Source organism: Pseudoalteromonas sp. SG43-5, from assembly GCF_014164345.1.
Classification (GTDB): Bacteria; Pseudomonadota; Gammaproteobacteria; order Enterobacterales; family Alteromonadaceae; genus Pseudoalteromonas; species Pseudoalteromonas distincta.
In genome coordinates this window covers 181,554-204,877 of sequence record NZ_JACJFA010000006.1, presented here as the reverse complement: position 1 = coordinate 204,877, position 23,324 = coordinate 181,554, and the positions used below count along the sequence as shown (strand labels likewise).

General features: G+C 38.7%; 23 protein-coding genes and 1 other RNA gene. 13 read left to right on the top strand and 11 right to left on the bottom strand.

Annotated elements, in window-relative coordinates; translation table 11 throughout:
* Positions 1 to 241: 241 nt before the first annotated feature.
* The 9 genes from ssrA (at position 242) to H5161_RS09070 (ending at position 7,832) form a co-directional block, all read left to right on the top strand.
* Positions 242 to 598: a transfer-messenger RNA gene (ssrA, locus tag H5161_RS09110) on the top strand.
* A 165-nt stretch (positions 599 to 763) separates the two neighbouring features.
* On the top strand, positions 764 to 2,011 hold the full coding sequence (locus H5161_RS09105) for an integrase domain-containing protein (RefSeq protein WP_182769126.1): 1,248 nt from the start codon (positions 764 to 766) through the stop codon (positions 2,009 to 2,011).
* A gap of 15 nt (positions 2,012 to 2,026) precedes the next feature.
* A complete protein-coding gene (locus H5161_RS09100) occupies positions 2,027 to 2,455 on the top strand; it encodes a hypothetical protein (RefSeq protein WP_182769125.1) in 429 nt (142 codons plus the stop codon).
* A 93-nt stretch (positions 2,456 to 2,548) separates the two neighbouring features.
* Positions 2,549 to 3,244: a hypothetical protein gene (locus tag H5161_RS09095; protein WP_182769124.1), complete on the top strand. Its 696-nt coding sequence runs from the start codon at positions 2,549 to 2,551 to the stop codon at positions 3,242 to 3,244.
* A 94-nt stretch (positions 3,245 to 3,338) separates the two neighbouring features.
* Positions 3,339 to 3,596: an AlpA family transcriptional regulator gene (locus H5161_RS09090; RefSeq protein ID WP_029774097.1), complete on the top strand. Its 258-nt coding sequence runs from the start codon at positions 3,339 to 3,341 to the stop codon at positions 3,594 to 3,596.
* Between the two features lie 8 nt (positions 3,597 to 3,604).
* Positions 3,605 to 3,931, top strand: a complete 327-nt coding sequence (locus tag H5161_RS09085; RefSeq protein WP_029774096.1) for a hypothetical protein — start codon at positions 3,605 to 3,607, stop codon at positions 3,929 to 3,931.
* Positions 3,932 to 3,961: 30 nt separating this feature from the next.
* Complete coding sequence (locus H5161_RS09080; protein ID WP_182769123.1) at positions 3,962 to 6,844, top strand: DUF927 domain-containing protein; 2,883 nt, start codon at positions 3,962 to 3,964, stop codon at positions 6,842 to 6,844.
* Positions 6,837 to 7,151, top strand: a complete 315-nt coding sequence (locus H5161_RS09075; protein WP_182769122.1) for a hypothetical protein — start codon at positions 6,837 to 6,839, stop codon at positions 7,149 to 7,151. Before H5161_RS09080 ends, H5161_RS09075 begins: the two co-directional genes overlap by 8 nt.
* Positions 7,152 to 7,292: 141 nt before the next feature.
* Entirely contained in the window at positions 7,293 to 7,832 is a 540-nt protein-coding gene (locus H5161_RS09070) for a recombinase family protein (protein WP_182769121.1), read from the top strand.
* 758 nt (positions 7,833 to 8,590) lie between these two features.
* On the opposite strand, the gene H5161_RS09065 is transcribed toward H5161_RS09070, so the two are convergent.
* From H5161_RS09065 to H5161_RS09050, 4 genes are all read right to left on the bottom strand, one after another.
* Positions 8,591 to 9,367 carry a hypothetical protein gene (locus tag H5161_RS09065; RefSeq protein ID WP_182769120.1) on the bottom strand — a complete coding sequence of 259 codons (777 nt, stop codon included), beginning with the start codon at positions 9,365 to 9,367 and terminating at the stop codon, positions 8,591 to 8,593.
* Between the two features lie 375 nt (positions 9,368 to 9,742).
* Complete coding sequence (locus tag H5161_RS09060) at positions 9,743 to 10,849, bottom strand: hypothetical protein (protein WP_310737007.1); 1,107 nt, start codon at positions 10,847 to 10,849, stop codon at positions 9,743 to 9,745.
* A 162-nt stretch (positions 10,850 to 11,011) separates the two neighbouring features.
* On the bottom strand, positions 11,012 to 11,308 hold the full coding sequence (locus H5161_RS09055; RefSeq protein WP_024596756.1) for a hypothetical protein: 297 nt from the start codon (positions 11,306 to 11,308) through the stop codon (positions 11,012 to 11,014).
* 35 nt (positions 11,309 to 11,343) lie between these two features.
* Complete coding sequence (locus tag H5161_RS09050; RefSeq protein ID WP_182769118.1) at positions 11,344 to 12,348, bottom strand: YHYH protein; 1,005 nt, start codon at positions 12,346 to 12,348, stop codon at positions 11,344 to 11,346.
* A gap of 186 nt (positions 12,349 to 12,534) precedes the next feature.
* Between H5161_RS09050 and H5161_RS09045 the strand changes: the two genes are divergently transcribed.
* Positions 12,535 to 13,293, top strand: a complete 759-nt coding sequence (locus H5161_RS09045; RefSeq protein ID WP_182769117.1) for a sulfite exporter TauE/SafE family protein — start codon at positions 12,535 to 12,537, stop codon at positions 13,291 to 13,293.
* Positions 13,294 to 13,469: 176 nt separating this feature from the next.
* Here the strand turns inward: H5161_RS09045 and H5161_RS09040 are convergent, their stop codons facing one another.
* The 3 genes from H5161_RS09040 to mnmC form a co-directional block, all read right to left on the bottom strand.
* The gene (locus tag H5161_RS09040; protein WP_182715677.1) at positions 13,470 to 14,105 is read right to left on the bottom strand and encodes an NAD(P)-binding oxidoreductase; all 636 of its coding nucleotides are present in this window, start codon (positions 14,103 to 14,105) and stop codon (positions 13,470 to 13,472) included.
* A gap of 182 nt (positions 14,106 to 14,287) precedes the next feature.
* Entirely contained in the window at positions 14,288 to 14,611 is a 324-nt protein-coding gene (locus tag H5161_RS09035) for a hypothetical protein (protein ID WP_004335602.1), read from the bottom strand.
* Positions 14,612 to 14,678: 67 nt separating this feature from the next.
* The gene (gene mnmC / locus H5161_RS09030; RefSeq protein WP_182769116.1) at positions 14,679 to 16,688 is read right to left on the bottom strand and encodes a bifunctional tRNA (5-methylaminomethyl-2-thiouridine)(34)-methyltransferase MnmD/FAD-dependent 5-carboxymethylaminomethyl-2-thiouridine(34) oxidoreductase MnmC; all 2,010 of its coding nucleotides are present in this window, start codon (positions 16,686 to 16,688) and stop codon (positions 14,679 to 14,681) included.
* Between the two features lie 179 nt (positions 16,689 to 16,867).
* Between mnmC and fabB the strand changes: the two genes are divergently transcribed.
* Entirely contained in the window at positions 16,868 to 18,079 is a 1,212-nt protein-coding gene (fabB, locus tag H5161_RS09025; RefSeq protein ID WP_004335606.1) for a beta-ketoacyl-ACP synthase I, read from the top strand.
* 101 nt (positions 18,080 to 18,180) lie between these two features.
* Here the strand turns inward: fabB and H5161_RS09020 are convergent, their stop codons facing one another.
* Positions 18,181 to 18,546 carry a hypothetical protein gene (locus H5161_RS09020; RefSeq protein WP_024596750.1) on the bottom strand — a complete coding sequence of 122 codons (366 nt, stop codon included), beginning with the start codon at positions 18,544 to 18,546 and terminating at the stop codon, positions 18,181 to 18,183.
* 51 nt (positions 18,547 to 18,597) lie between these two features.
* On the opposite strand from H5161_RS09020, the gene H5161_RS09015 reads away from it, so the two are divergent.
* Together H5161_RS09015 and ggt are read left to right on the top strand one after the other, a co-directional pair.
* Positions 18,598 to 19,140: a GNAT family N-acetyltransferase gene (locus H5161_RS09015; protein WP_004335610.1), complete on the top strand. Its 543-nt coding sequence runs from the start codon at positions 18,598 to 18,600 to the stop codon at positions 19,138 to 19,140.
* Positions 19,141 to 19,238: 98 nt separating this feature from the next.
* On the top strand, positions 19,239 to 20,912 hold the full coding sequence (gene ggt, locus H5161_RS09010) for a gamma-glutamyltransferase (RefSeq protein WP_182769115.1): 1,674 nt from the start codon (positions 19,239 to 19,241) through the stop codon (positions 20,910 to 20,912).
* 47 nt (positions 20,913 to 20,959) lie between these two features.
* On the opposite strand, the gene H5161_RS09005 is transcribed toward ggt, so the two are convergent.
* The 3 genes from H5161_RS09005 to H5161_RS08995 form a co-directional block, all read right to left on the bottom strand.
* Positions 20,960 to 21,814, bottom strand: a complete 855-nt coding sequence (locus tag H5161_RS09005; protein ID WP_182769114.1) for a Tim44 domain-containing protein — start codon at positions 21,812 to 21,814, stop codon at positions 20,960 to 20,962.
* A 164-nt stretch (positions 21,815 to 21,978) separates the two neighbouring features.
* Positions 21,979 to 22,731: a DUF3379 family protein gene (locus tag H5161_RS09000; RefSeq protein WP_138489429.1), complete on the bottom strand. Its 753-nt coding sequence runs from the start codon at positions 22,729 to 22,731 to the stop codon at positions 21,979 to 21,981.
* Positions 22,731 to 23,288 (bottom strand): sigma-70 family RNA polymerase sigma factor, encoded by a 558-nt coding sequence (locus H5161_RS08995; protein WP_182753610.1) that lies wholly within the window; start codon positions 23,286 to 23,288, stop codon positions 22,731 to 22,733. The genes H5161_RS09000 and H5161_RS08995 overlap by 1 nt, the downstream gene beginning before the upstream one ends.
* Positions 23,289 to 23,324: the final 36 nt, after the last annotated feature.

Here is a 23,324-nt window from a genome sequence, read left to right as displayed (position 1 = left end):
CTGTTATTATTTTTGTTTTTTACAACTAAAGGTTTAGAAATGACAAAAACCTTAACTCCTTATTTGAACACAGGTTAAACACATTGTTAAGCAAATGTTTATATGGGCTTGCATAAACTAAATTTTGGTTACTTAATGCTCGGTTAGTGCACGCAATTAAAATAAAGCGTTACTAGGCCTTGAGTATCAGTACTTTACTCAGTTATACTGTTTGCACGCTCTGAATTGAGTTACTAATTCAGGGGCTGATTAGGATTCGACGGAATTCAAGAAGCCCAAGGTGCATGTCGAGGTGCGGTTTGCCTCGTTAAACAGCCGCAACCTAAAGTAATCGCAAACGACGATAACTACTCTCTAGCAGCTTAGGCTGGCTAGCGCTCCTTCCATGTATTCTTGTGGACTGGATTTTGGAGTGTCACCCTAACACCTGATCGCGACGGAAACCCTGGCCGGGGTTGAAGCGTTAAAACTAAGCGGCCTCGCCTTTATTTACCGTGTTTGTCCGGGACTTAAAGGTTAATTAAATGACAATACTAAACATGTAGTACCGACGGTCGAGGCTTTTCGGACGGGGGTTCAAATCCCCCCAGCTCCACCAATACAAGGTTTCCTAAAGTATCAGGAGACCTCAAAAACCCTTTAAAAATAACGTTTTAAAGGGTTTTTTTATGTCTGTGAATATCATTCAATATCGTAACATCCCACTTTTATAGTAACATTATATGTAACACTCCAATCAATGTTACTAAACTGGTGTTACATCATGGCTAAAATAGTTAAACCACTGACAAATACAGAGATTTCACAGGCTAAACCTAAAGACAAGGAATATAACTTATCTGATGGTGAAGGGCTGATGTTACGTGTAAAGCCTAACGGCTCTAAAATTTGGTTATTCAACTACACCCACCCGTACACCAAGAAAAGGAAGAATATTAGCTTTGGTGTTTACCCTGATGTCTCTTTAGCTAAGGCAAGAGCTAAACGATTAAGCGCTCGCGAGCAATTAGCCGATAATAGCGACCCTAAAGAAGTTAGAGAGCAAGAGCAATTAGCAGTAGAGCAAGCGCATTCAAATACATTTTATAAAGTATGTTGTGACTGGCATTTAGTGAAGAAAACAAAAGTATCACCAGATTACGCCATTGATATATGGCGTTCTTTAATGCTTCATATATTCCCCAAACTTGGCGAGCGGCCTATAAGCAAAGTGACGGCCACCAGCGTAATAGAAGTTTTAAATCCGATAGCTGCAAAAGGTAACTTGGAAACTGTTAGGCGTTTATGCCAACGAGTTAACGAGGTTATGAGCTTTGCAGTTAACACTGGTCTTATATACAGCAATCCGCTATCTGGTATTAGTGATGCTTTTGAAGCGCCAAAAGCTAAATTGATGGCAACAATAAAGCCCGATGAATTGCCCCAACTAATGAAAAGCCTTAACACTGCTAGCATTAAGCTAGTTACAAGGTGTTTAATTGAATGGCAACTTCACACTATGGTCAGACCTACAGAGGCGGCTGGGGCGCGTTGGGCTGAACTTGATTTAAAAAATCGTGTTTGGATAGTTCCTGCGGAACGTATGAAGATGAAACGAGAGCATACAGTTCCTTTATCTGATCAAGCTTTGCAGATACTTGAAACCTTGCACCCTATAAGCGGCCATAGAGAATATTTATTCCCCGCTGATAGAGACCCCCGCAAACATGCCAATAGTCAAAGCGCAAATATGGCATTAAAGCGCATGGGGTACGGTGGAAAATTGGTTTCACATGGTTTGAGGGCATTAGCTAGTACAGTATTAAATGAACAAGCATTTGACGCTGATGTTATTGAAGCGGCGCTTGCTCATGTCGATAAAAACGAAGTGCGTAGAGCTTACAATAGGGCTGATTATTTGGAGCGTAGACGGCATTTAATGCAATGGTGGTCTAGTCATATAGAAGATGCAGCAATCAACAGTATTACTCTAGCTGGTGGCGTTAAAGGGCTTAGGCTTGTAAATGGTTAATATGGAGAATAAGTGATGAACATTAATTTAGATAAACAAAAAGTATGTGAAGTTATGACGAAACATAAAGAGGCTCAAGGGGTTCTTTATTGTCTTGAATTATTAGGACAGAAGTTTGAGCAAGGGGCATTAAATAGTGCTTATAACTCAGTGTTTAAAACTTTAGGGTATTTAAGTGATAGTAATTCTTTAATTGATCACTTCACTGAGAATGAACCACAAGTAATATTATTGAATACATTAACTCAGAGTTATAAAACCGCTGTCTTGGCATATTCAGGGATTGACTTTTGTGTAATGGAAATTAGAAATAATGAATCTGAATCCTGTGAGATAAAAAGTAATTATACAAAAGCGTTATTTGCTGCACACTCAATATTGTTTGATTTAGTTGAGCTATACGAAAGCATGATAGAGAACCCACCAGCAGCACAAGCAGCTTAGCCGAGTTGGCAAAGCCTAGGATAGCTCCCGAAAAGGGCGCACACCCAAGCGCCTCTGGCTTTGTTCTTAATTATTGGGTATCGCGGGGGCGATATGGAAAATACTTGGGGTGAAAACTCAGGGCAATGGGTTAACTCTTTTAGTTTTCAAGAATCTGATATAAATACTTTAAAGTCATACTTAAAAGGGTTTTTCCGCAATACTATTGATGAGGAGTATTTTATTTGCTCTTTAGAAACAACCATTACTAAATATTTATTGATAAAAGCTGATCATGACCTTTTAGATAAGCGTAAAGAAACGATTAGTAAATTGAATAAAATAATAAATGGCTTAACTAAGTCTATAAATGCACTACAGTCGCTAGACTCCCATGCACAAGCTATTTATTCTCAGCATTGTTATTTTTCTGAATTTGATTTATCTGGTAGCAAGAATATAAACAGACTAACGAACAATCCTGCTGATGAATTATCAATAATGCTTGAAGCAGCACAGCAACAGCTAAATGATATTCATAAAGACAAATACACAAGAGATAACGCACTATCATTTTTAGTCGAGCATATAATAAAACACTGGCTTAAATACTCGGTTACTACACTGACGATAGACACTCGTAATATGCCTTGGCGAGATGTTACGCGAGGAAAGCGAACCCCAGAAATAGCCTTATGGCAAGTCGTGAAGTTAGCTCTACTCATTATAGGCACTCCCTTACAAGATCCCTCGAATCATATTAAAGATGCTTTAGAGCATTTACAAAGCTTAGATACCAACGGGGGATAAAGTTAAAATTAATTTGCGAATAAACCCCATTCCTAAGAAAGCAATAATGTACAGAATATCGTGTTATACCCGTTAGACACTAGGAAATAGCACGATGTACACAGAGAAAACAGAATTAAAAATTATACGTAAGCCAGAGGTATTAGCTTTATTTGGTTTGTCGAATGCATCCCTTTATCGTCAAATAACTGCAAATATATTCCCCCCTGCGTTCAGTCTTGGCTGTAGAGCTACGGGATGGTATGAGCACGAAGTTAAACAGGTTATCGCCGCTCGTGGTGCTGGCAAAACTGACGAGGAAGTAAAAACCTTAGTTAGTGAGCTGGTGGCCGCTCGTAAGTCTGCGGTATAGGTGGCGCTATGAATCATATTCAATTAACTCCACCAGCAAAGAAACCGCCAATAAAAGCATTATTGCTTCATCATTTTTATCAAGGTGGAACGCTTAATAGGTTTGAAGCAATAGAACAGTTTAATTATAAATCCTTAGCTGAGGCTATCTCAAAATTTAGAGCTATTCACTTTCTTGAGTTCTCAAGGCAAAGTGAATTTTCTCGTTGTCAAAATAATATGACGACTATCTGCCCCCGTTACTGGCTGACAAACAATACAGAAAACTTAGAGGCCGCTTATCACGTACTGGTGCATGAATTTGGTTATACCCCAAGTTTTAAACCAGCAGCTTAATACAAATATTAGTTAGGAGCTTTATTCTGTATGAGCGGCCATAATAAACCAAATATAAATTTCAAGCAGATAAATGATACAGCCCTAGCCAGCTCTGAACATGTAATTGTCAATTGGGTTCCCGATGGTGTTAGAAAGGGGGGCGAATGGGTAGCCTTGAACCCTACGCGGAACGATGGGGCTAAAGGCTCATTCTCAATAAATATAAATACAGGTGTTTGGAAAGACTTTGCTACTAATGACGGTGGGTCTGACTTGATTAGCCTTGTTGCATATGTTGAGAAGTGTAGCCAAGGGGATGCAGCTAAAAGCCTAAGCAAGTTTTTAGAGATAGCTGATAACACTATAAACACAAGTGCGCCAATACAAAGGCAATCTAAACCAGCAAATACTGCTAATGAATTTAAGCCGAACTTTAACCCACCAGCAAGCGCACAAAGTAAGTGCCCGTTAGAGCATCCTAAAAACGGTAAACCGTCAAAGTATTGGGATTACCTTTCTACTGATGGCGTATTGGTAATGCGTGTTATGCGGTTTGATTTAAATAAAGCCGGTCACAGGAAAAAAGATTATAGACCATTAGCATTTGGTTCTAAGGGCTGCGGCTCACAGCGCTGGCACTGGGCGCAATTACCAAATAATAGACCCCTTTATAGGCTTAATTGCCTTAATGCAATTAATGAGATTGTTATTTGTGAGGGAGAAAAGGCCGCAGATGCAGCCGTGGCATTATTCCCCAATAGCTTTGTTACATGTTGGGCTGGTGGCTCTAAAGCGATCACTAAAACAAACTTTACTCTCTTAAAAGATAAAGCCATTACTTTTTGGCCTGATAACGATGATGCAGGGCAGGCAGCTATTAATGGTTTGAAAGCCGAGTTAGATAAGGTCGGGGTGAAATCGTTTAATGTAATTGGGATAGGTTTATTTAAAGACTATAAGCCAGCTCATAACGGCACTTTAGAAAGTGGTGGTAAGTGGCCTGATAAAGCCGATGCATTTGACGCTATTGAGCTAGGTTGGACTCAAGAACATATTAAAACCGCCTTAGATAAAGGTTTATTATTTACCAATGAATTACCTGAAAGCAAAGCGGGCGCTGATTCTGTTCCATTTGGTTATAACATGGATGACCGAGGCATCTGGTATACAGATGATAAAAGTAATAGTAAACGTTTATGTAGTCCAATCGAGCTAATTGCTAGGTCTAGGAGTGGGTTAGGTGATGGGCGTAACTGGGGTATTTTACTGCGTTTTAAAGATTTTGACGGACAGGAAAAACTTTGGAACATACCGATGCAAGCTTTTGCTACCGATGGTGGCTCAGAAGTTATTAGGGGGCTATTAGAGCGAGGTTTGGATATTAGTTCCCACAGAGATGCAAAAAGAAAGATATTAGAATACTTGCAAGAATATGAAACAAGTAGGCGTATGTCGTTAGTTTATAAAATGGGGTGGCATAACAAGTCATTTGTATTACCTGATAGCGTAATAGGCTCTGATTCTAATGTTATGTATTACAGCGAGCGCCCAGCAATGTGTAAATTGGGTATCAATGGCACATTAGAGCTATGGAAAAGTAATATAAGTAAATATTGCTCTGGTAACCCCTTAGCTTTATTCGCGGTTAGTGCGGCTTTGTCTGCGCCATTGGTTGAGCTTATGGGTTATGAGTCAATGGGTTTTCATTTTTTTGGGGATAGTTCGTGGGGTAAATCTACTTTGTTAAATGTTGCGTGCTCAGTTTTTGGCAACCCTGAAAAATATAAATGTACTTTTAGAGCTACAGATAATGCATTAGAAAGCCTTGCATCATCTCATTCAGATATGTTGCTGGCACTTGATGAAATTAACCAAGTCGATTCAAGGATCATCGGCGATATTATCTACATGTTAGGTAATGGCCAAGGTAAACACAGAGCAAATGAACGTGGCCAAGCAGGAGACTCACAACATAGATGGAAATTGACTTATTTAACTAATGGCGAAAAAACATTAGAACAATACTTGTTAGAAGGGGGTAAAAAAGTCACTGGTGGTATGGAAATGCGCTTTATCGGAATAAAGGCCACTTTTAACGATAGTGAAGCAGATAAGAAAAACAAAGGGATATTTAATCATTGTCACGAGTTCGCTGGTGGTGCTGACTTATCGAATCACTTAAACCGCAATATGAAAAACAACCACGGGACTGCATTTCCTGAATTTATAAAAATGTTGGTTCAGCAAGATTTTAAAGAGTTGGTGGCTTGGCTCGTTAAAGAGGTTGATAAGTTTGTTTCAACTAATTTAACCGCTGAGGCTGGTGGTCAAGTACAACGCGCCGCCGCAAAGTTTGCCTTGGTGGGGTTATCTGGCGAACTAGCAACTAAATGGGGTATCACTGACTGGTCTAAAGGTGAGGCATACGCAGCCGCGAAAGAATGTTTTAACTCATGGCTTAACACTAGAGGCGGTGAGGGGAACATGGAGGATAAGCAGTTATTTGACCATGTTAAGCAGCAATTTGACTTATACGGTGAATCTAAATTTAAACGCTGGGATAAGTCCACTAAAACAATGGCTGATAATCCCAGTACGATAATAGATACCCATGTACCAACGCCCAGTGAGATGTGGGGGTATAGAGAGCATTTAGACAGTAAAAGCCCTCTTGATGGTGATACGCAAGACGTTATTTATTATGTTTATCCAACAGCTTTTGAAAAGGTTATATGCAAGGGGAATGATCACTTACGTATTGCTAGGCTACTTAGGGATAAAGGGGCGCTTGTATTGCGTGATAGTGAATTTAAAGAAAACCGTTTAAAGACGAAAGAAAGAATACCAGGCTCAGGTAAAACCATGCGCCAAATTTACAAAATTAGAGGCAGTGCCTTATTTAATGATAATACGGAGAAATCACATGACTGAAAGCAAAGACCAAGTTAACGACCACCAGCTCTACAAGCTGGTGGAAAATATTCACTATAACGTTGTTTCTGAAATTGCTGGTACAGGATGGGCTGCAAATTTCACACATACGGCCAAACCGATACCGCTTATTGCGTGGTTAACGGTTAAAACACCATCTAATAGTCAGTATAGTAATGGTTTAAATGGGGTTAAAAAGGTTGGTTTGGTTTGTCTTGATGGTGTGAATGTTGTTCCGTGTGATTTAGTAGATACGTTTGAATGCTATACAAATCATATTCCAACCATTGAGGATTATGGGGGGTAGCCTGTACTTATTTAAGTATACCCTAAGCGGTACATTAGCAACGAGTACAATTTATTACTTTAAGTGTACCTTTTAAACCTTGATTTTATATAACGGTACTTTATACTCTTAGCATCTTAGACTTAAAACGGTACGGTTATCATGTCAAAAGTTGGGTATGTTCGAGTTAGTTCAGTTGATCAAAACTTAGATAGACAATTAAGCGGTCTAAGCTTAGATAAAGTATTCGAAGATAAATGTTCTGGTAAAGATACCAACAGGGAAGGGCTAGCCTCCATGCTTGAGTATATCCGTGAAGGTGATGAGATTCATGTTCATGATATAAGTCGGTTAGCTCGTAACCTTGAGGACTTACTTACTTTGGTTAAGAGTTTAACGGCGCGAAATATATCAATCTATTTCCACAAAGAGAACTTAACCTTTACTGGTGAAAGCAATCCTATGCAAGATTTAATGCTCAGTATGCTGGGTAGTGTTTACCAGTTTGAACGCTCAATGATTAAAGAGCGCCAATTGGAAGGCGTAGAACAGGCAAAGGCTAAAGGTAAATATAAAGGACGGCCAACAAACATAAGCTTACATGATGAGATAAGAGAACTTAGAGCTGGTGGCTTATCTCTTAGAAAGATAGCAAATCAATGTGACTGTGCGTTATCTACAGTGCAAAGAGCATTGGCTTAATCAAATTAAATTCCCACTATCTTTAGAATGGGAATTACTATTTCTTTTAGTGGGAACGGTTAAGTTATTTAATAACAATAGGTTAGTTTAACCATTCCCACTTTCCCACTATTCCCACCCCCTTTCCCCCTGTCCTGTATTGTAGTGCGGGTTTACTATCAGTATTAAGGTATTAATGCCAGTCATGGCAAGGGCTACAGGCTCATTAGTTTATTTTGCCAAGGTACTTTAAAGGTTTTCATTTATGCGAGGCAGATGTCGCGAGTTTTTAACAGCTACTATTTTCTATAGGGGGGTTCCGGTTCTTATTATTGGCCTGTGATAAGTGGGGGGATAGTAAAAGTCTATCGGTATGCTACGAACACCGCCGCCTTAATGAGATTTTTACGTAAGCTGTGAAATAAAGTAAAAAACCCAATAATGAATAGATATTCATTACCCTAGTTGTTTTATTTGAGCTGTAGTTATTTAGTATTACTTTATTGATGGTGCTAATAGCATCAAGTAGGTTTTATAAATATGCTCTAAATTACCCTTAACTTAACTGATGGCCGCACTTCAAAACGTAAAACAGAGCGCGAGAACCAGATACCAGCTTTTTACAGTGGGAATAGTGGGAAACTGGGAATTTTATAGGTAACTTATTAATAAATAATGCTCTTATTGATTCCCACAATGCACGGTAGCAGTTCCCACTGCTTAATTAGTGGGAATATAAGCGGACTAGATAAAGAGGTCTAAGGGTTGGTTTAGTAAGCTTAATCTTTGATAAGGTGGTTTCCATCTTGATATTTACCTAGATTTAGTACCATTAAATCAACTATTTCAGGTATTGAAAAAAGGTCTTTATAAGGAATGTATAGATTATCTTTGGCTTTATTTAATATTCCGTGCTCATTTCTATTCTTAAATTTAAATCCCGTAATAAATATTTCTATAAAAAAGCCTTCGAATAGGAAACAAGCCGTAATGGTTTTACGCTCGCCCTTACTCACCCTACAAAATGGGGCACACAGTATTTGCTTTATGTCTTCTTGGCTGAAACCACCAGCTTTTCTATCTATAACTCTGGAAATCTTGACGGGTATTTCATTATATTCAATGCATTGATTACCTAATAAGACTACTTTTAATAACCTTTGATGTTGTTTAGTGATGTGGGTATTTTGGTATGGCCTTTGGCTTGATAAAGCTGAACGGTAATAAATGGATAAGAAATAAAGCATAAGCTTATATTGATCAACTCCACAGAAAGTTAAGCAGGTAGGCGTTTTTACGCAATTTCGATGATCCCTTAGAGCTTTTAAAGAATAGCGCTCATATTCGTTATTCAGGTGAAGCTCACACTCAGAGCATAACTGTAATTCAGCCCAACTATCAGAGCTATAATCTATTGGTGAGTTGTTATCACGGATAGTTATTCCCTTTCCTGAATTTGTTTTAAAAATTCTTTTGAATACTGCGTTACCTATAGCGTGCGATAACTGCAATTCCTTTTCTTGTTCACATAATTTGCATATACCTAATGTGCTCATATCTACTCCCTTAGTGTTAAATGTTTGATGAACTAAACTGATTGTAAACCAATCTTACCACCAGCAACTTATAAAATAGGTTAATAGGGGGCTAATATATTATTTAAATAGCTCTGATTATGAGATAAATTCATATTAGGACGGGGGTTCAGTTGCATTTTAAGCAGGATATTGATGTAACACCTAATGTAACAATAGGTGTTTTTTAAATTAGTTAAGTATATATATAACAATGTCATACGTGGTAAATTCAAATCCCCCCAGCCCACCAATAAAGGTTTTTGAACTCGTTATTCGAAAACCATAAGAAACCCGCAAATTTGTTAATCCAAATTTGCGGGTTTTTTTATGGAATTTATAAAGTAAAAATAGAGTTTAAGAATGTCTTATTGCGCGTAGCTTCATTTTAATTGCAATCACAAGCAGGCTAAATAACGACAGCATACTTATTAACAACGTTAGATTAAGTATAGGGTTACTTGGCTCGTAGGTAGTGACAGGAGAGTTGTTTGTAGTTTGCGAGTTTTGTTGTTGCCTAATATAGCTTTGGCTGATCCAATCTACCGCGTTTATCCATTGTACTTTGGCGGGATCAGTATTGTTTAGCTTCACTATTGCATGTTTATCGTTATCTAAGCCTTTTGAAAGTTGTACCAGTTGCTGCCAAAATTCATTTTTAGGGCCTAGGTCGTCTATTTCTTGCAGGTGCTGTTGTAATTTATCACCCCCCATCGTTTTTATATCAGCTTGTCCTGTACTTTGCGCGTAGCTATTTATTAGTGATGAAAAGCGACTAAAGTACTCATTATTTTTTTGTAGGGTAGGGTTAGCTGCTTGCTCGTTTGTTACTTTTTGTGCTGGTTGATTTAGGCTATTTTGATCAATCAAATATTGTTTATAATTTTGGTAACTTAAGTTGTTTGTAGTTGTGTTATTTGTAGTTCCATTATTTAGAGTGCCAAAATTGTTTTTAAGTGCATTAACACTGATCCCTACGCCTATTATGGTAATAATACAAAGTGCGCAATAGCAAAAGTACAATCCGCTTTTTAAAGTGTTACGCAGTAATTTATATTTATTATAACTTTGCTTAATAGCTGCAGCTGTATTTGGGGCTTCGTTTGTATCTAGGCGTTCGTTTTGTATTGAAATACTTTTGCCGTCAGTACTTTCACTAATGTGTTTATCTGTATTTTTGTTGTGCTCAGTGAGTGCTATTTGATTATTTTTAGATTGAGAGGTTACAGTAGAGAGTTGCGGTTCTACTTTAGTAATTAATCCTAGCTTTTTTAGTGAGGATTCTGTTTTAACAGCATCAATACTCGATAAGTCTTTTTTTAAAGCGTAAGCTTTTCCATCAAATAACTGAACAACAATATTATGAGGAATATTTAGAAGTTGGCTAAGTTTTTCTTGGGCAGAGGTAAGGTCAGTATTTTGATATAACTGACCATTAAAAACAATTTTAAATGTAGCGCTCACGTTAGTACCTTGCTTGTGTAATTCCATTTTTGGAATTTTATTTTTATTATTTGATACACAAAGCTAATTTAACAGATAAAGGGTATGCTTTCTAATGATTTGTGATTAAAAAAAGCCTTAACAAACAGCGTTAAGACTTTGGCGTGTAGCTGTTACTTTACTTTATCGTTTTGCGAGTGATTTTACAGATTGCTTTTGATCACTGGCAGGTTGGGTTGCTTTGTCTATTAATGTTTCAAGTGGTTTATTTCGAACGCACATAAGTACTTTGTTCATTGCTTGGCATGTGCCTGTCGCTTTTTTATCATGGCTTGTGTAGCTACAACCTTCATTAATGGCTTTTTCTTCACATGCTTCCCAAGGCGCGTTTGAGCCGTGGCCTGCATGACTTAGCGCTGAGCATGAGGTAGCAAGTAAAAAGCCAGTGGTTAGTGCTTTTATTACGTTAAATATTTTCATTAGTATCTCAGTTAATTATTTAGCCAGAATGCGACTTATCTTGCGGTAGGACCTTTAAAACAACCAATAAACATGTTTTCAGATACATCGGCTGCATGGTAGTGGTATCCGCGTGTATCGTCGGTGTGGCCTCTACATTCGTCTAAATCAGTGGGTTCTAATCCATCTTCGTTAAGCATGCCAAATATACCAAATCCATCGAGTGCATAACCCATCATGGCGGCATGACCGTCTGATTGGATTTGTGTTTGGCTACAGCCTGCTTCACCGTGGTAGTGATAACCTGCTACTAAGTTAATATGGCCAGCGCAATCATCAAAGGCTGCAATAGTATATGCGCCTAAAATAGCCTCAACAGGGGCGGGTGCAGCAAGTACAACACCATTGAGAGCAACACCTACATTAGCGTTACCAATACTGCTATTTTGAGTGGTTGCAACAGGCGTTATTGGAATTAAAAATGATTCTGATATACCGCCATCAACATAATCAATAGAGCATTCTACGCAGTGGTTTTGGTATTGCTCCTCTACGTTTGGACGTGCAGCACCATCACACGATTCTTGTGTGTCTGTTACATTTACAAGGCCAGTACCTTCGTCGTATAGCTGCCAATGGCTATCGTTATATAATGTTGGTAGATTTAAAATAAAGTCGCCAGTTATATCGTAAACCTCACCGGTGCCATCAAACCAAATACCGGCTTCGTCTGCTGTTGATGTGATATTTCTAGGGCAGAATACACCAATCTCGTAATTTGAAGGCGCACCGGCTATATCAATTTTGTAGCATGAAGCTTCATCGCCATTACTTAGCGTACATGTTTGAGTTGTAATTGATGAAATGAGCGCATCGCTTTCAAAGTTAAAAGGGTCAACTTCAACAACGAAATCGGTTGAAGTATCTGTTGTAGTGCCCTCATCGGTGGTTGTTTCAGTTACGACGGTATTTTCAGCATCACTACCGTTACAGGCAGCTAAGCCCAGTGCAAGTATGCACACTGTAAGCGGTGCTAAAATTAGTGCGTTAAGTTTTCTCATCAGAAATATCCGGTAATGAAGTTGAATGTATAATATTTGTTAAATGTGCAAACAAAGTGCAAAAACAACGCAACATAATACATTGCCTGAAATAGAGACTTATAACACTTGCTATAGGTGTATTTTGTACCTTTTATTGTTTAAAATACTGCGACTTTAAAGTACCTAAATAGGCAGTGGAGTTTTATGGACTTTTTACTTCCCGACAGTATGTCTTTATTTTTGTTTCTATTAATGATGATCACCGCTGGCTTTACTTCTTTTATATCTGCTGCATTTGGTGCGGGTGGCGGGCTAATGTTGCTTGTTGTTATGGCGTCGTTTATGCCTATGGCAGTTGTTGTGCCTGTGCATGGTTTAGTGCAGCTTGGCTCTAATGCAAATAGGTTATTACTCAGCTTTAAGCATATTGATAAAAGCATGTTTGTATATTTTGCGTTAGGCGGCTTAGTAGGGGCGGGGTTATCAAGTTTTGTTATTGATGATAAATCGCTTGATGCTATGAAGTTAGTGGTCGCTATTTTTGTTATTTATTTACTGTGGGGTAAAACACCGCCAGTAAAATTAACCTCTAAGTTATGGCGTATGGTCGCCGGTGGCATAACGACTTTTATTTCTATGTTTGTGGGAGCGAGCGGGCCATTAGTTGGTAGCTGTTTATATATAAATAATTACGAAAAGTTAAAATTTACGGCAACGTTTTCGAGCATTATGAGTGTGCAGCATTTATTAAAAGCGGTAATTTATGGTGCTGTTGGCTTTAGTTTTTGGAAATGGATGCCGCTTGTAATTGCTATGATAATAAGTGGTGCTGTAGGTACTTGGTTTGGAATTAAATTACTTAAAAGTATGTCTGGGGATAGATTTGAGCGTATTTTTAGAGTCGTTTTAACGTTTTTAACGCTACAACTCGGTTGGCAAGGTATTAAAATATTACTCCACTAATTTACTTAGTGGAGTAAATTTAATTTTATTAAACATAAATCACTTAAGCGAATTAAACAATTCATTGCCTAAAAACTACCGGTGCAGAGCGACTACACTGTAATTTTTGGGCTTATCGATGAACTATACTAATCTGCAATAATTGTTTATACGTTTAAATAAATTGGTATTAAAGCTTATTTAACAGCGGCTTTAATTGGTTTGTCGCCATCAAATAACTCAAAAATGCGGTTACTAATAAATGAGTTAGTCGCAATATGTAATAATGCATTGGCTACGTTTTCGCGGCTAATTTTAGCCTCAGAACGATCACTTGGTCGCTGCGTTGTTACTTGCATTGAAGCACTATCATCAGTCAGTGTACCAGGGCGAACAATGGTATAATTTAAACCACTATTTATTAAGTGCTCGTCAGCCATGTGCTTGGCAACTAAGTAAGGTTTTAAATCACCTTGAATCGAATCTGGGTCGTCTGCACCGATTGAGCTGACCATAATAAAGTGTTTAACGCCATGCTCTTTTGCAAAGGTAGCTGCTTTAGTTGCAGCCCATAAATCAATAAGTACAGTTTTATCATCGCCTGTACTTCCGCCAGAACCTGCAGCAAAAATCACTTGGTCACAGCCTTTTATTGCTTTGCCAAAATCGCCTTCAAGATCTTGCTCAACAATAGTTAAAAAAGAGCTGTTTAAATCACTTAGCTTATTTTTGTCACGCACTAATGCCACAACATTTTGCTCATTTTTTAAAAGTAGCTCAGTTGCCATTTTACCTATTTGTCCGCTTGCGCCAATAATTAGGGTCTTACTCATAATTAACTCCTTCCAATAAATAGTAAAAGTAATGTGCTTATAAACAGACCTTGGGGTAGGGGATAATTTTTAAAGGGTAAAAAAGAGTTTAAATGAGCTAATTTCAAAAAATACTTTAATTAAAATTCAATACTTAACTGAGCATTAAAATTAGCGGCTTTTGGTGTGTTTTTTAGAACTTTTTATTCAACCATTATACTCACTTCGGTCACATAACTACGGCGATATAGACTAATACGAACCTTATGTTCTTGGTAATTATAAAACAAAGTGCGATATGTATTATTGCCGTTTGTTTTTAACGGCTCACCTAATTTTTGCTGATAAAAGCGAGCGATATCAGAAATTGAATCTGTTAAATAACCAGTGCGAACCATTGGGTATTCACCTGCTACATCCATTGTTGTAACAAACTCTTCAGGAAGTGGGATTTCAGTGACGTTTTGGCTAAGCACATTAAACGATAGAGTGCATAGCAGTATTATTAAAAATGCTAAAGTTTTCATTAAAGTCCTTTAAATAATAAATTCCATTTATTGGGGCTCATTTTACCTCAATAAGCACCTTTGTCATTTAAATTTTATTACGAATTAAATCTCGTACTATAAACCGAGCAGGGTGAATAGCTTGGCTTACACGTTCGCTTAATGGGCGAGGCTCGTTATTTAAACAACTTACGAGATGTTCTGCACTTAGCGGTGCGCTACATAAAGCGCGGGCGCCAAAGCCGGTAAAAATATGTAGGCCTTGTTGTGGCTTATTAAGTTGCTCGTACTGATAGCGTTTACCTAAACGTAGGTTAGCAAAGGCCATTGTATAATCACTTTGTTCGCACCATTGCCCTGCCATTGGTAGGTGATCTATAAATGTGCATCGTACAGCTGCTTTTGCCGAGGTAATATTGCCAAGGGTTGAGGCAAATTCACTTTGCTGATAAAAGCTAAGTAGTTGCTCTTGGTTTAATTGGTTGTCGAGCGCTGTAACTTGACGGCTTTTGGTGTTTTTTTCAAACGTGGCTCCCATACAGTGATGATCTAAATAGGCTGGGGTAAAATACCCTTTATGGCACAGCACTGTTTTAAGTTTACGTGATTGCTCACTTGCCTCAATATGTGAAACTTGCCCGCGTACGCCTACTATTGGTAGCGCTTTTGTTTGCTCAAATGCATCACTGTGCTCGCCTGCACAAATAATTACATCACTAAAAGGACCTAACTGCTCATCATTCGTTAATAAAAACCAACCGCTGTCAGTTTTTTTAAGCTGTTTTATATTGCAGTTAAATACGCTTTTAAATGGGTTTATGCTATTTGCAGCGCTTAACATGGCGTTTACTAATTGCGGAGGGTTAACCCAGCCGCCTTGCTCAAAAAACACGCCCGAATAACCTGTTTCTACGCCGGCTATTTCGTCGCCTTGCTCTGCGGTTACGTTGTGCATTAGCTGGGTTGGCCACAGTTGTTTTTGTGCTAAGTTTTCATGTTTATCGGCCAGAGTTTTTTTTACTGCGTGTTGTAATACGCCGCACCAATCGTAATCAAAATTAAAACCACTGCTAAGTAAGTTGTTATATAGGCGTCTAGCGTATAAAAAGCTATGTGCGAACAATTCACTGTGCGGCGAGTTTTTTGCTTGTAGGTGAGGGTAAATAGCGCCTTGCACATTGTGCGATGCCCCCATAGCTGGTTTTTCATCTTGGCAAAATAATTGGCTTGCTATGCCTCGTTTAGCCAAGCTATATAAAATGCAGCTACTGGCTATACCGCCGCCAATGACCGCTACATTTTTTAAAGCACTGCTATCTTGATGAAAATATGCAGGAGCTGATTGAGCATCATTTACGCACTCTAGTTGGCCAACAAGCATATCTCTTTTTTGGCCAAAGCCTTTGGCTTTTTTAGTATTAAAGCCTGCATCAATTAATCCACGGCGAACAAAACCTGCTGAAGTAAATGTTGATAAGGTTGCACTTGCCCTTGATATATTGGCCATAGAATTAAATAAACTTTGCTGCCACATTTCGGGGTTTTTACTTGGCGCAAAACCATCTAAATACCAAGCGTCAACAATTCCTGTTTGCGGATAGCTCATTGCTTGTATTGATTCAAGTGCATCACCAAAGTATAAATCGAGAACAACAAGTCCATTGTCAAATTCGAGTCTGTGGCATCCTTCTAAATTAATTGGGTATTGTTTAGATAATTTGTTACTAAAGGCGCTTAATGAAGGCCATGCCTGTAGTGCTTTGTTTAAATCGTCTATGTGCAGAGGATATTTTTCAAATGAAATAAAGTGTAAGCGTTTAACACCATTATCTAATTGATTTTGAACTTGTTGACGTGCAAGGTGGTCAGTAAAGCGTTGCCATGTATTTAAAAAGTTTAAACCTGTACCAAAGCCGGTTTCGGCAATAACAAAATGTGGCTGGTCATGATTTTGTAATCGTGCATCTATATTATTTTGCTCATAATACACATAATGCGATTCAGCTAAGCCATCGTCATTAGAAAAATAAATATCACCGAAGTCATTAGCGAAAGGTGTACCTAAATTATTAAAGTGTATATGTGCATTTTTGATCATGATTTTTTAATTTTATAGATATATTTTTTAATTATTTTACGGGTTTTCTTTGAAATAGTCTGGCGTTATTTATAAGCTAGCAGTTCAGAGTACAAGTGTACGCTAGAAAGCTGACCACTTAGGTGATTAAATTCGCGTAAAATAGAATGCAATTAAGTATTAAGCTAAGGGAATTACCCATGAGAAGAGCTGTAATTACAGGTATCGGTGTTGTATCAAGTATAGGTAACAACAAAGAAGAAGTATTAGAATCGTTAAAAACGGGCAAAAGCGGCATCGCTTTTAATCAAGAATTTGCCGATTATAAGTTACGTAGTAACGTATCGGGTAAAATTGATATTGACGTTAAAGCACACGTTGACCGCAAAGCAATGCGCTTTATGGGAGATGCTGCTGCTTACTCTTATATTTCAATGACGCAAGCAATTGAAGACTCAGGTTTGTCTGACGACCAAGTATCAAATGAGCGCACGGGTATTATTGTTGGCTCTGGCGGTGGTTCGTCTAAATGGCAAGTAGAAGCTGCTGATATTTTACGTGAAAAAGGCGTAAAACGTGTAGGGCCTTATATGGTGCCACGCACTATGGCGAGCACTACATCTGCTTGTTTAGCAACACCATTTAAAATTAAAGGTGTTAACTATTCAATTAGCTCTGCATGTGCAACATCTGCGCATTGTATCGGTAATGCCGTAGAGCAAATCCAGCTTGGCAAGCAAGACGTTGTGTTTGCTGGTGGTGGTGAAGAGCTACACTGGACATTGGCAATGGAATTTGACGCTATGGGCGCACTTTCTACTAAATACAATGAAACACCTGAAAAAGCATCTCGTACATATGATGCAAATCGCGATGGTTTTGTTATTTCTGGCGGTGGCGGTATTGTTGTAGTTGAAGAACTTGAACATGCACTTGCACGTGGCGCGCACATTTACGCTGAAATTGTTGGCTACGGTGCAACATCAGATGGCTACGACATGGTTGCTCCATCTGGCGAAGGTGCAGCACGTTGTATGCGCCAAGCTATGCAAGATGTAGATAGTATTGATTACCTAAACACGCATGGTACATCTACACCAGTAGGTGACGTTAAAGAGCTAGGTGCGATACAAGAAGTGTTTGGTGGTAAATCACCAATGATCAGCGCAACTAAAGCAATGACGGGTCATGCCCTAGGTGCTGCAGGTGTTCACGAAGCTATCTTCTCATTATTAATGCTAGAGCACAGCTTTGTAGCACCTTCAATTAATATTGATGAGCTAGATGAGCAAGCGACAGGTTTAGATATTATTACTGAGCGTCGTGATGTTGAGTTAAATACTGTAATGTCTAATAGCTTTGGCTTTGGTGGCACAAACGCGACTTTAGTGATGAGTAAGTACAAAGGTTAATTTGAGCTTATAAGCCCTATATGCAAACGCATAACTGGGCTAAATAGTCCAAAACAAAAAAGGAAAGCCGAGGCTTTCCTTTTTTATTATCGAAAGTTTAATTAACCTTCGTTATGTTCTTGACGCGCTTGCTCAATTTCGTCTGCAATTTCTTGCGCTTTTTGCTTAGTTTTTTCAGTTAACTCGCCAGCAGCTTCTTTGCTTTTAATCCATGCGTCAACCGCAATCTCTTTGCCGTCGTCGTACATGTCTAAGCCCATTGCTTTACTTTGCTCTAATAGCTCGTTTAAAGACTCGTCATTTTTAAGATCGTTAGTTGTCTCTTTAACGTCGTTCCATGCATCACCAAGCTTTTCTTGCATTTGTGCGCTTTTATCTTTTGCATCTTCTTTAACTTCGTTGGCATCTTCACAACCAGTTAATGTAATTAAAGTGCCTAATAAAGCTAAACCTGCTAATTTATTCATGTGCTATCTCCTTTAGAGACTGATAATTAATTCGAGGCAGACTATACAACAATGAAAATGAACGCCCCCGTAACAAAACGATTAAATTTTAAATTAATGAATGAGCATGATTGGCCTCAATTATTTGAACTCGACCAAGACCCGGCTGTAATGCAGTATTTAACACGAGGTGAACCTACCTCTTTAGAGCAAATAAAAAATGAGGGAGTGCCTCGTATGCTCGCATATCGAAATGAGCTTAAAGGCTGGGGGCTGTGGAGTATCACTATAAAGCAAACCAATACATTTATAGGTTGGGTATTAATAAGGCCTATGGGCTTTTTTACTGATGCACCAAACTACAGTGATATTGAAATAGGCTGGCGCTTTAAGCAAGCAAGTTGGGGGCATGGTTATGCAACCGAGGCGGCTTTAGCATTATGTGATGAACTTATAAAGCAAGATGACGTTAAGGCGATAAGTGCAACGGCACTAAAAGATAATACGGCCTCTATAAATATAATGAAAAAGCTAGGTCTGCAATTTATAAAAAATTATACACATACAGACGAGCAAGGCGACTTACCTGCGGTGCTTTATTCAAAAAGTGTTTAAAGATGATTAAATATCAACAGTATAAAGATTGACCTGTCCTTAAGTGACGTGCATTAATAAGAATGCGTAACTAAAAAATAATAAATTAAGGATGTTGTATGGGATTGCTTTTTTCACCACGTAAATTAATTGTCAAAAGTGTGCTGGTTTTACAGTTCGCTGCTTTTAGTGTTTTAGCGCAGCCTTTATCGCAAAGTGCGGTAGCAATGCCTGACTCGTTCAGTGCCGATGCTGCTAAAAGTATATTAGAGCAAGGCGGTAATGCTGTTGATGCGGCTATTACGGCACAATTTGTACTTGCAGTAACGCTTCCTGAAGCCGGCAATATTGGCGGCGGGGGATTTATGCTTATTCAAAAAGATGGCAAGGGCGATTTTATAGATTATCGCGAAACAGCGCCAACAGCGGCTCATCGTGATATGTATTTAGATGAGCAAGGTAATGTTATTGCAAATAAATCAATATATGGTATTCACGCAAGCGGTGTACCTGGCAGTGTAGCGGGCATGTGGCTTGCCCATCAAAAACATGGCACTTTAAAGTGGGAAGAATTAGTACAACCAGCGGTAACGTTGGCTGAGCAAGGGTTTGTAGTTCCGCCTAAGTTAGCAAAAGGTGTGAGCAATTATATAGCCCACCTAAAAGAGCAAAAAATAAATGTAAACTTCGAAAAATACTTTGCTGATGTAAAAGCTAATAAAGTATTTAAGCAACCCGAGTTAGCGGCAACGCTAAAGCGTATCCGTGATAACGGCCAAGATGGGTTTTATAAAGGCGAAACTGCAAATATTATTGCTAAATTTATGCACCAACATGGCGGTATAATTAATCAAGATGATTTAAAAGGTTACACCGCTAAATCACGTACACCTATTAAAGCGAGTTGGAATGGTTATGAAGTACTTACTTCTCCACCGCCGAGCTCAGGTGGTATTGCTATTTTACAGTGGCTTAAAATGTATGAGCTACAAAAACCAGATGCGGGCTTAGCGCATAACTCTACTCAGTATGTACACTTACTTTCTGAAATAGGTAAACGTGTATTTGCAGATAGGGCGGAGTATTTAGGCGATCCTGATTTTTTTGATGTACCAGTCAACGCATTAACTAATATTAACTACCTCAAAGAGCGCAGTAATGGCATTTCGTTAACCGCTATCTCGACTACCGAAAATATTAAACCGGGCCTTAAAGAAAGTGAGCAAACTACACACTTTTCAATCGTTGATAAAATGGGTAACGCTGTCGCAAATACCACCACAATAAACTTAGGGTTTGGTAGCGGTGTAGTTGTTGAAGGTGCAGGGTTTATTTTAAATGATGAAATGGACGACTTTAGTGCCAAACCAGGCGTTATGAATGTGTTTGGTGCAATAGGCGGCAAAGCTAACGAAATACAGCCGCACAAGCGTATGCTTAGCTCTATGACGCCTACAATACTCCTTAAAGACAACACCGTTAAAATGGTGACAGGCTCGCCTGGTGGCACAACAATTATTAGCTCTGTGTACGAATCTATTTTAAATGCGGTAGAGTTTGATATGACTGCAGAGCAGGTTGTAAATAGCCCTCGTTTTCATCATCAACTGTGGCCTAAAAATATAATTAGAACACACATAGGTTTAACCGATAGCGTAAAAGCAGAGCTTACAAAAATGGGCTACACCATAGATGAGAATCACTTTGGTGACTTACACGTTATTATTAATAAAGAGGGCCAATTAGATGCCGCTTCTGAAGCATCAGGACGTGGTAAATCAATTGTTTTTTAAATAAAAAAACACCGCGCTAAAAGCGCGGTGCTTTAAACAATACAAAATTATTGAGTATCAATTAAATCTTCAACACCCACTATTAGCCATGGAGCATCGTCTGAAATTAGACGCTCTAAGTGCCAAATTTCTAAAATAGGCTCTTCTTTTTTATCGCCTAAATCACGGTACTTACCTTTAAAGCGAACACTAATCTGCCACGATTGCGCGTTTGTATCTGCGCGCACAAGTTCGGCATCAATAAACATCACTTCTGTTTCTACGCTTTGTATAGCTTCACGTTCAGCTTTAAACTCGGCAACAAGTGCAGGGCTTAAGTATTCAGCCATTGTGGTGTAATCGGCATTGTTCCATGCAGTTTGTAGCGTATGGTAATGACTACGGGCACCTTGCAAAAAGCCATTAACGTCAAAGTTAGGTGGTAAATTAAAAGGCACACTTTCACCTTGTGGGGCGCTGCTTGCAAAGGCTGAACTTGTTGGTTGCTCGATAGGTGCTTGTTTAAAAGCATTTTGCTGAGCACTTGTACTTGCACTGGCAAGTTGTGGGGCACGATTAGCACGTAAAAAGCCCGTTACTAGCTTAAATAAAATAAAGAGTCCGCCAGCTAATAAAATCATTTCTAATAGCTGAAAACCTTCAAAATCGTCGCCTAGCATTGCTGCAATTAAGCCACCCGCTAAAAGTCCCCCAAAAACGCCTGCCATAATGCCTTTTTTATTCGATGTGGCTTTAGGTGCAGCTGTAGGTGTTGTTGTATCTGTTTGTTGTTTTTGCGCTGTTTGTTGTGTTGCAGGTGTCTGTCCGCGTTTACTGCTGCCAAACTTTTTACGTGCATGTGCATCAAAACTGGCTGTACATAACAATGCCAATAATGAAAAAATAACGATGATGTTCTTCATGAAATTCCCTAATTAAAATCGAGCCGCGATTATAATTTACTTTCTTTAGGAATTTAATTAATTACTTTAAAAATCAGAGGTTTTGGGGAGTGAAGAAACGCTTTGTTGGTGAGTATATAATCAAAAAACCGCTCAGTAGAAACTAAGCGGTAAATTTGTCTATTTTAAAGCCAACGAATTGCGCCAGTAACGCGTTCGTTATATGTATCTAGAGGTGCTCCAAGACTTGCCACTAAAATAGTATCAGCTTGTGAGCCACGATTAATGTGACCTTCAAAGCGCTCATCGCGGAAGTTGTCATCCCCAAAACCAAATGATTTATTTTCAGAAGGCACTATAAATACCGTCATAGGACCAAAGTCAGACTCAAATATTAAATGCAGTCCTTTTTCGCCTTTAAAATCACAAAACATCGCATAAGTTACAGCGCCAGGAAGTTCATCAAGATGACCACCTAATACTGCAAGCTTGTCGTTGACGCTTTGTAGGCTAATGGGCTCTTTTTTATCAAGCGCATTAATTTCGTAGTACACATGGGCAAGCGCATGCTCACCTGCTTCATGTGCAATATTTTGCTCTGTACTAAAAAAGAAGGCACTAATCGCCACTACAAAAGACGCTGCTAACGCAAGATGTACACGATCAAACTTAAAACGCGATCGAGCATCAACCACGTTTTTACCAGTTGCTTGTTCTTCTTGGAGTGCTTTTTCTTTTAACGATGTGTTTAAAAGAATGCGGTCTGCAAGATTTTCAGGCACAGGTATATCTAAAGAATCTTGAATGAATTTATCAAAATCTTTCATATCGTTAATAAAACTTTGTCGCTCTGGGTTATTGTCAGCAAACTCCATAAGCTCCTTGTCAATGTCGTTTGGCTGCGCAATAGTGCGGCGACGAAACTCAAGTTCATCCATTATTTTGATGCCCCTTTAAGTTGTTCATCATCACGGCTTAAAGCCTCTTTAAGTTGATTTCTGGCACGGTATAAACGAGTCATTACCGTGTTTTTATTTAAATTAAGTATGCTTGCAATCTCTTCACCAGAGCAGCCCATTACAACTTGCAGTAATAATGGCTCTCGGTATTCATCAGATAGCAGTGCAATCTGGCGTTGAATTACCGTTTGTTCCATTTCATCGTCTAATGAATGGCTGGTTTCATCAACAAGCGTATCGTTTTCTACGTCGCTGTAATCAAACTGTTTACGTTCAAATCGGCGTGCGTTTTCTCTTCGTAATATAGTAAGCAGCCAAGGTTTAGCTGCCTTTTGATCAAGTAAAGAGTCGAGTGAACGCCATGCGCGTAAAAACGTTTCCTGTACTAAATCATCTGCTATGTGCGGATCACGGCATAACCAATAAGCAAAGCGATAAAGCTCTTTATTGTAAACGTGGACCAAGGCTTCATAACGCTTTTGTTTCTCTGCCATATCGATTAAGACCTGATTGTTTGATTTTTTCTTTCCAAGCATAAGCACTTTTTTAATTAAAAATTATTAGTTATTGCA

Bases quoted from the DNA above. Each gene is read 5' to 3' on its own strand.
- H5161_RS09105 (WP_182769126.1), top strand. From the start codon at position 764: ATGGCTAAAATAGTTAAACCACTGACAAATACAGAGATTTCACAGGCT.
- H5161_RS09100 (WP_182769125.1), top strand. From the start codon at position 2,027: ATGAACATTAATTTAGATAAACAAAAAGTATGTGAAGTTATGACGAAA.
- H5161_RS09095 (WP_182769124.1), top strand. From the start codon at position 2,549: ATGGAAAATACTTGGGGTGAAAACTCAGGGCAATGGGTTAACTCTTTT.
- H5161_RS09090 (WP_029774097.1), top strand. From the start codon at position 3,339: ATGTACACAGAGAAAACAGAATTAAAAATTATACGTAAGCCAGAGGTA.
- H5161_RS09085 (WP_029774096.1), top strand. From the start codon at position 3,605: ATGAATCATATTCAATTAACTCCACCAGCAAAGAAACCGCCAATAAAA.
- H5161_RS09080 (WP_182769123.1), top strand. From the start codon at position 3,962: ATGAGCGGCCATAATAAACCAAATATAAATTTCAAGCAGATAAATGAT.
- H5161_RS09075 (WP_182769122.1), top strand. From the start codon at position 6,837: ATGACTGAAAGCAAAGACCAAGTTAACGACCACCAGCTCTACAAGCTG.
- H5161_RS09070 (WP_182769121.1), top strand. From the start codon at position 7,293: ATGTCAAAAGTTGGGTATGTTCGAGTTAGTTCAGTTGATCAAAACTTA.
- H5161_RS09065 (WP_182769120.1), bottom strand. From the start codon at position 9,367: ATGAGCACATTAGGTATATGCAAATTATGTGAACAAGAAAAGGAATTG.
- H5161_RS09055 (WP_024596756.1), bottom strand. From the start codon at position 11,308: ATGAAAATATTTAACGTAATAAAAGCACTAACCACTGGCTTTTTACTT.
- H5161_RS09050 (WP_182769118.1), bottom strand. From the start codon at position 12,348: ATGAGAAAACTTAACGCACTAATTTTAGCACCGCTTACAGTGTGCATA.
- H5161_RS09045 (WP_182769117.1), top strand. From the start codon at position 12,535: ATGGACTTTTTACTTCCCGACAGTATGTCTTTATTTTTGTTTCTATTA.
- H5161_RS09040 (WP_182715677.1), bottom strand. From the start codon at position 14,105: ATGAGTAAGACCCTAATTATTGGCGCAAGCGGACAAATAGGTAAAATG.
- H5161_RS09035 (WP_004335602.1), bottom strand. From the start codon at position 14,611: ATGAAAACTTTAGCATTTTTAATAATACTGCTATGCACTCTATCGTTT.
- mnmC (WP_182769116.1), bottom strand. From the start codon at position 16,688: ATGATCAAAAATGCACATATACACTTTAATAATTTAGGTACACCTTTC.
- fabB (WP_004335606.1), top strand. From the start codon at position 16,868: ATGAGAAGAGCTGTAATTACAGGTATCGGTGTTGTATCAAGTATAGGT.
- H5161_RS09020 (WP_024596750.1), bottom strand. From the start codon at position 18,546: ATGAATAAATTAGCAGGTTTAGCTTTATTAGGCACTTTAATTACATTA.
- H5161_RS09015 (WP_004335610.1), top strand. From the start codon at position 18,598: ATGAAAATGAACGCCCCCGTAACAAAACGATTAAATTTTAAATTAATG.
- ggt (WP_182769115.1), top strand. From the start codon at position 19,239: ATGGGATTGCTTTTTTCACCACGTAAATTAATTGTCAAAAGTGTGCTG.
- H5161_RS09005 (WP_182769114.1), bottom strand. From the start codon at position 21,814: ATGAAGAACATCATCGTTATTTTTTCATTATTGGCATTGTTATGTACA.
- H5161_RS09000 (WP_138489429.1), bottom strand. From the start codon at position 22,731: ATGGATGAACTTGAGTTTCGTCGCCGCACTATTGCGCAGCCAAACGAC.
- H5161_RS08995 (WP_182753610.1), bottom strand. From the start codon at position 23,288: ATGCTTGGAAAGAAAAAATCAAACAATCAGGTCTTAATCGATATGGCA.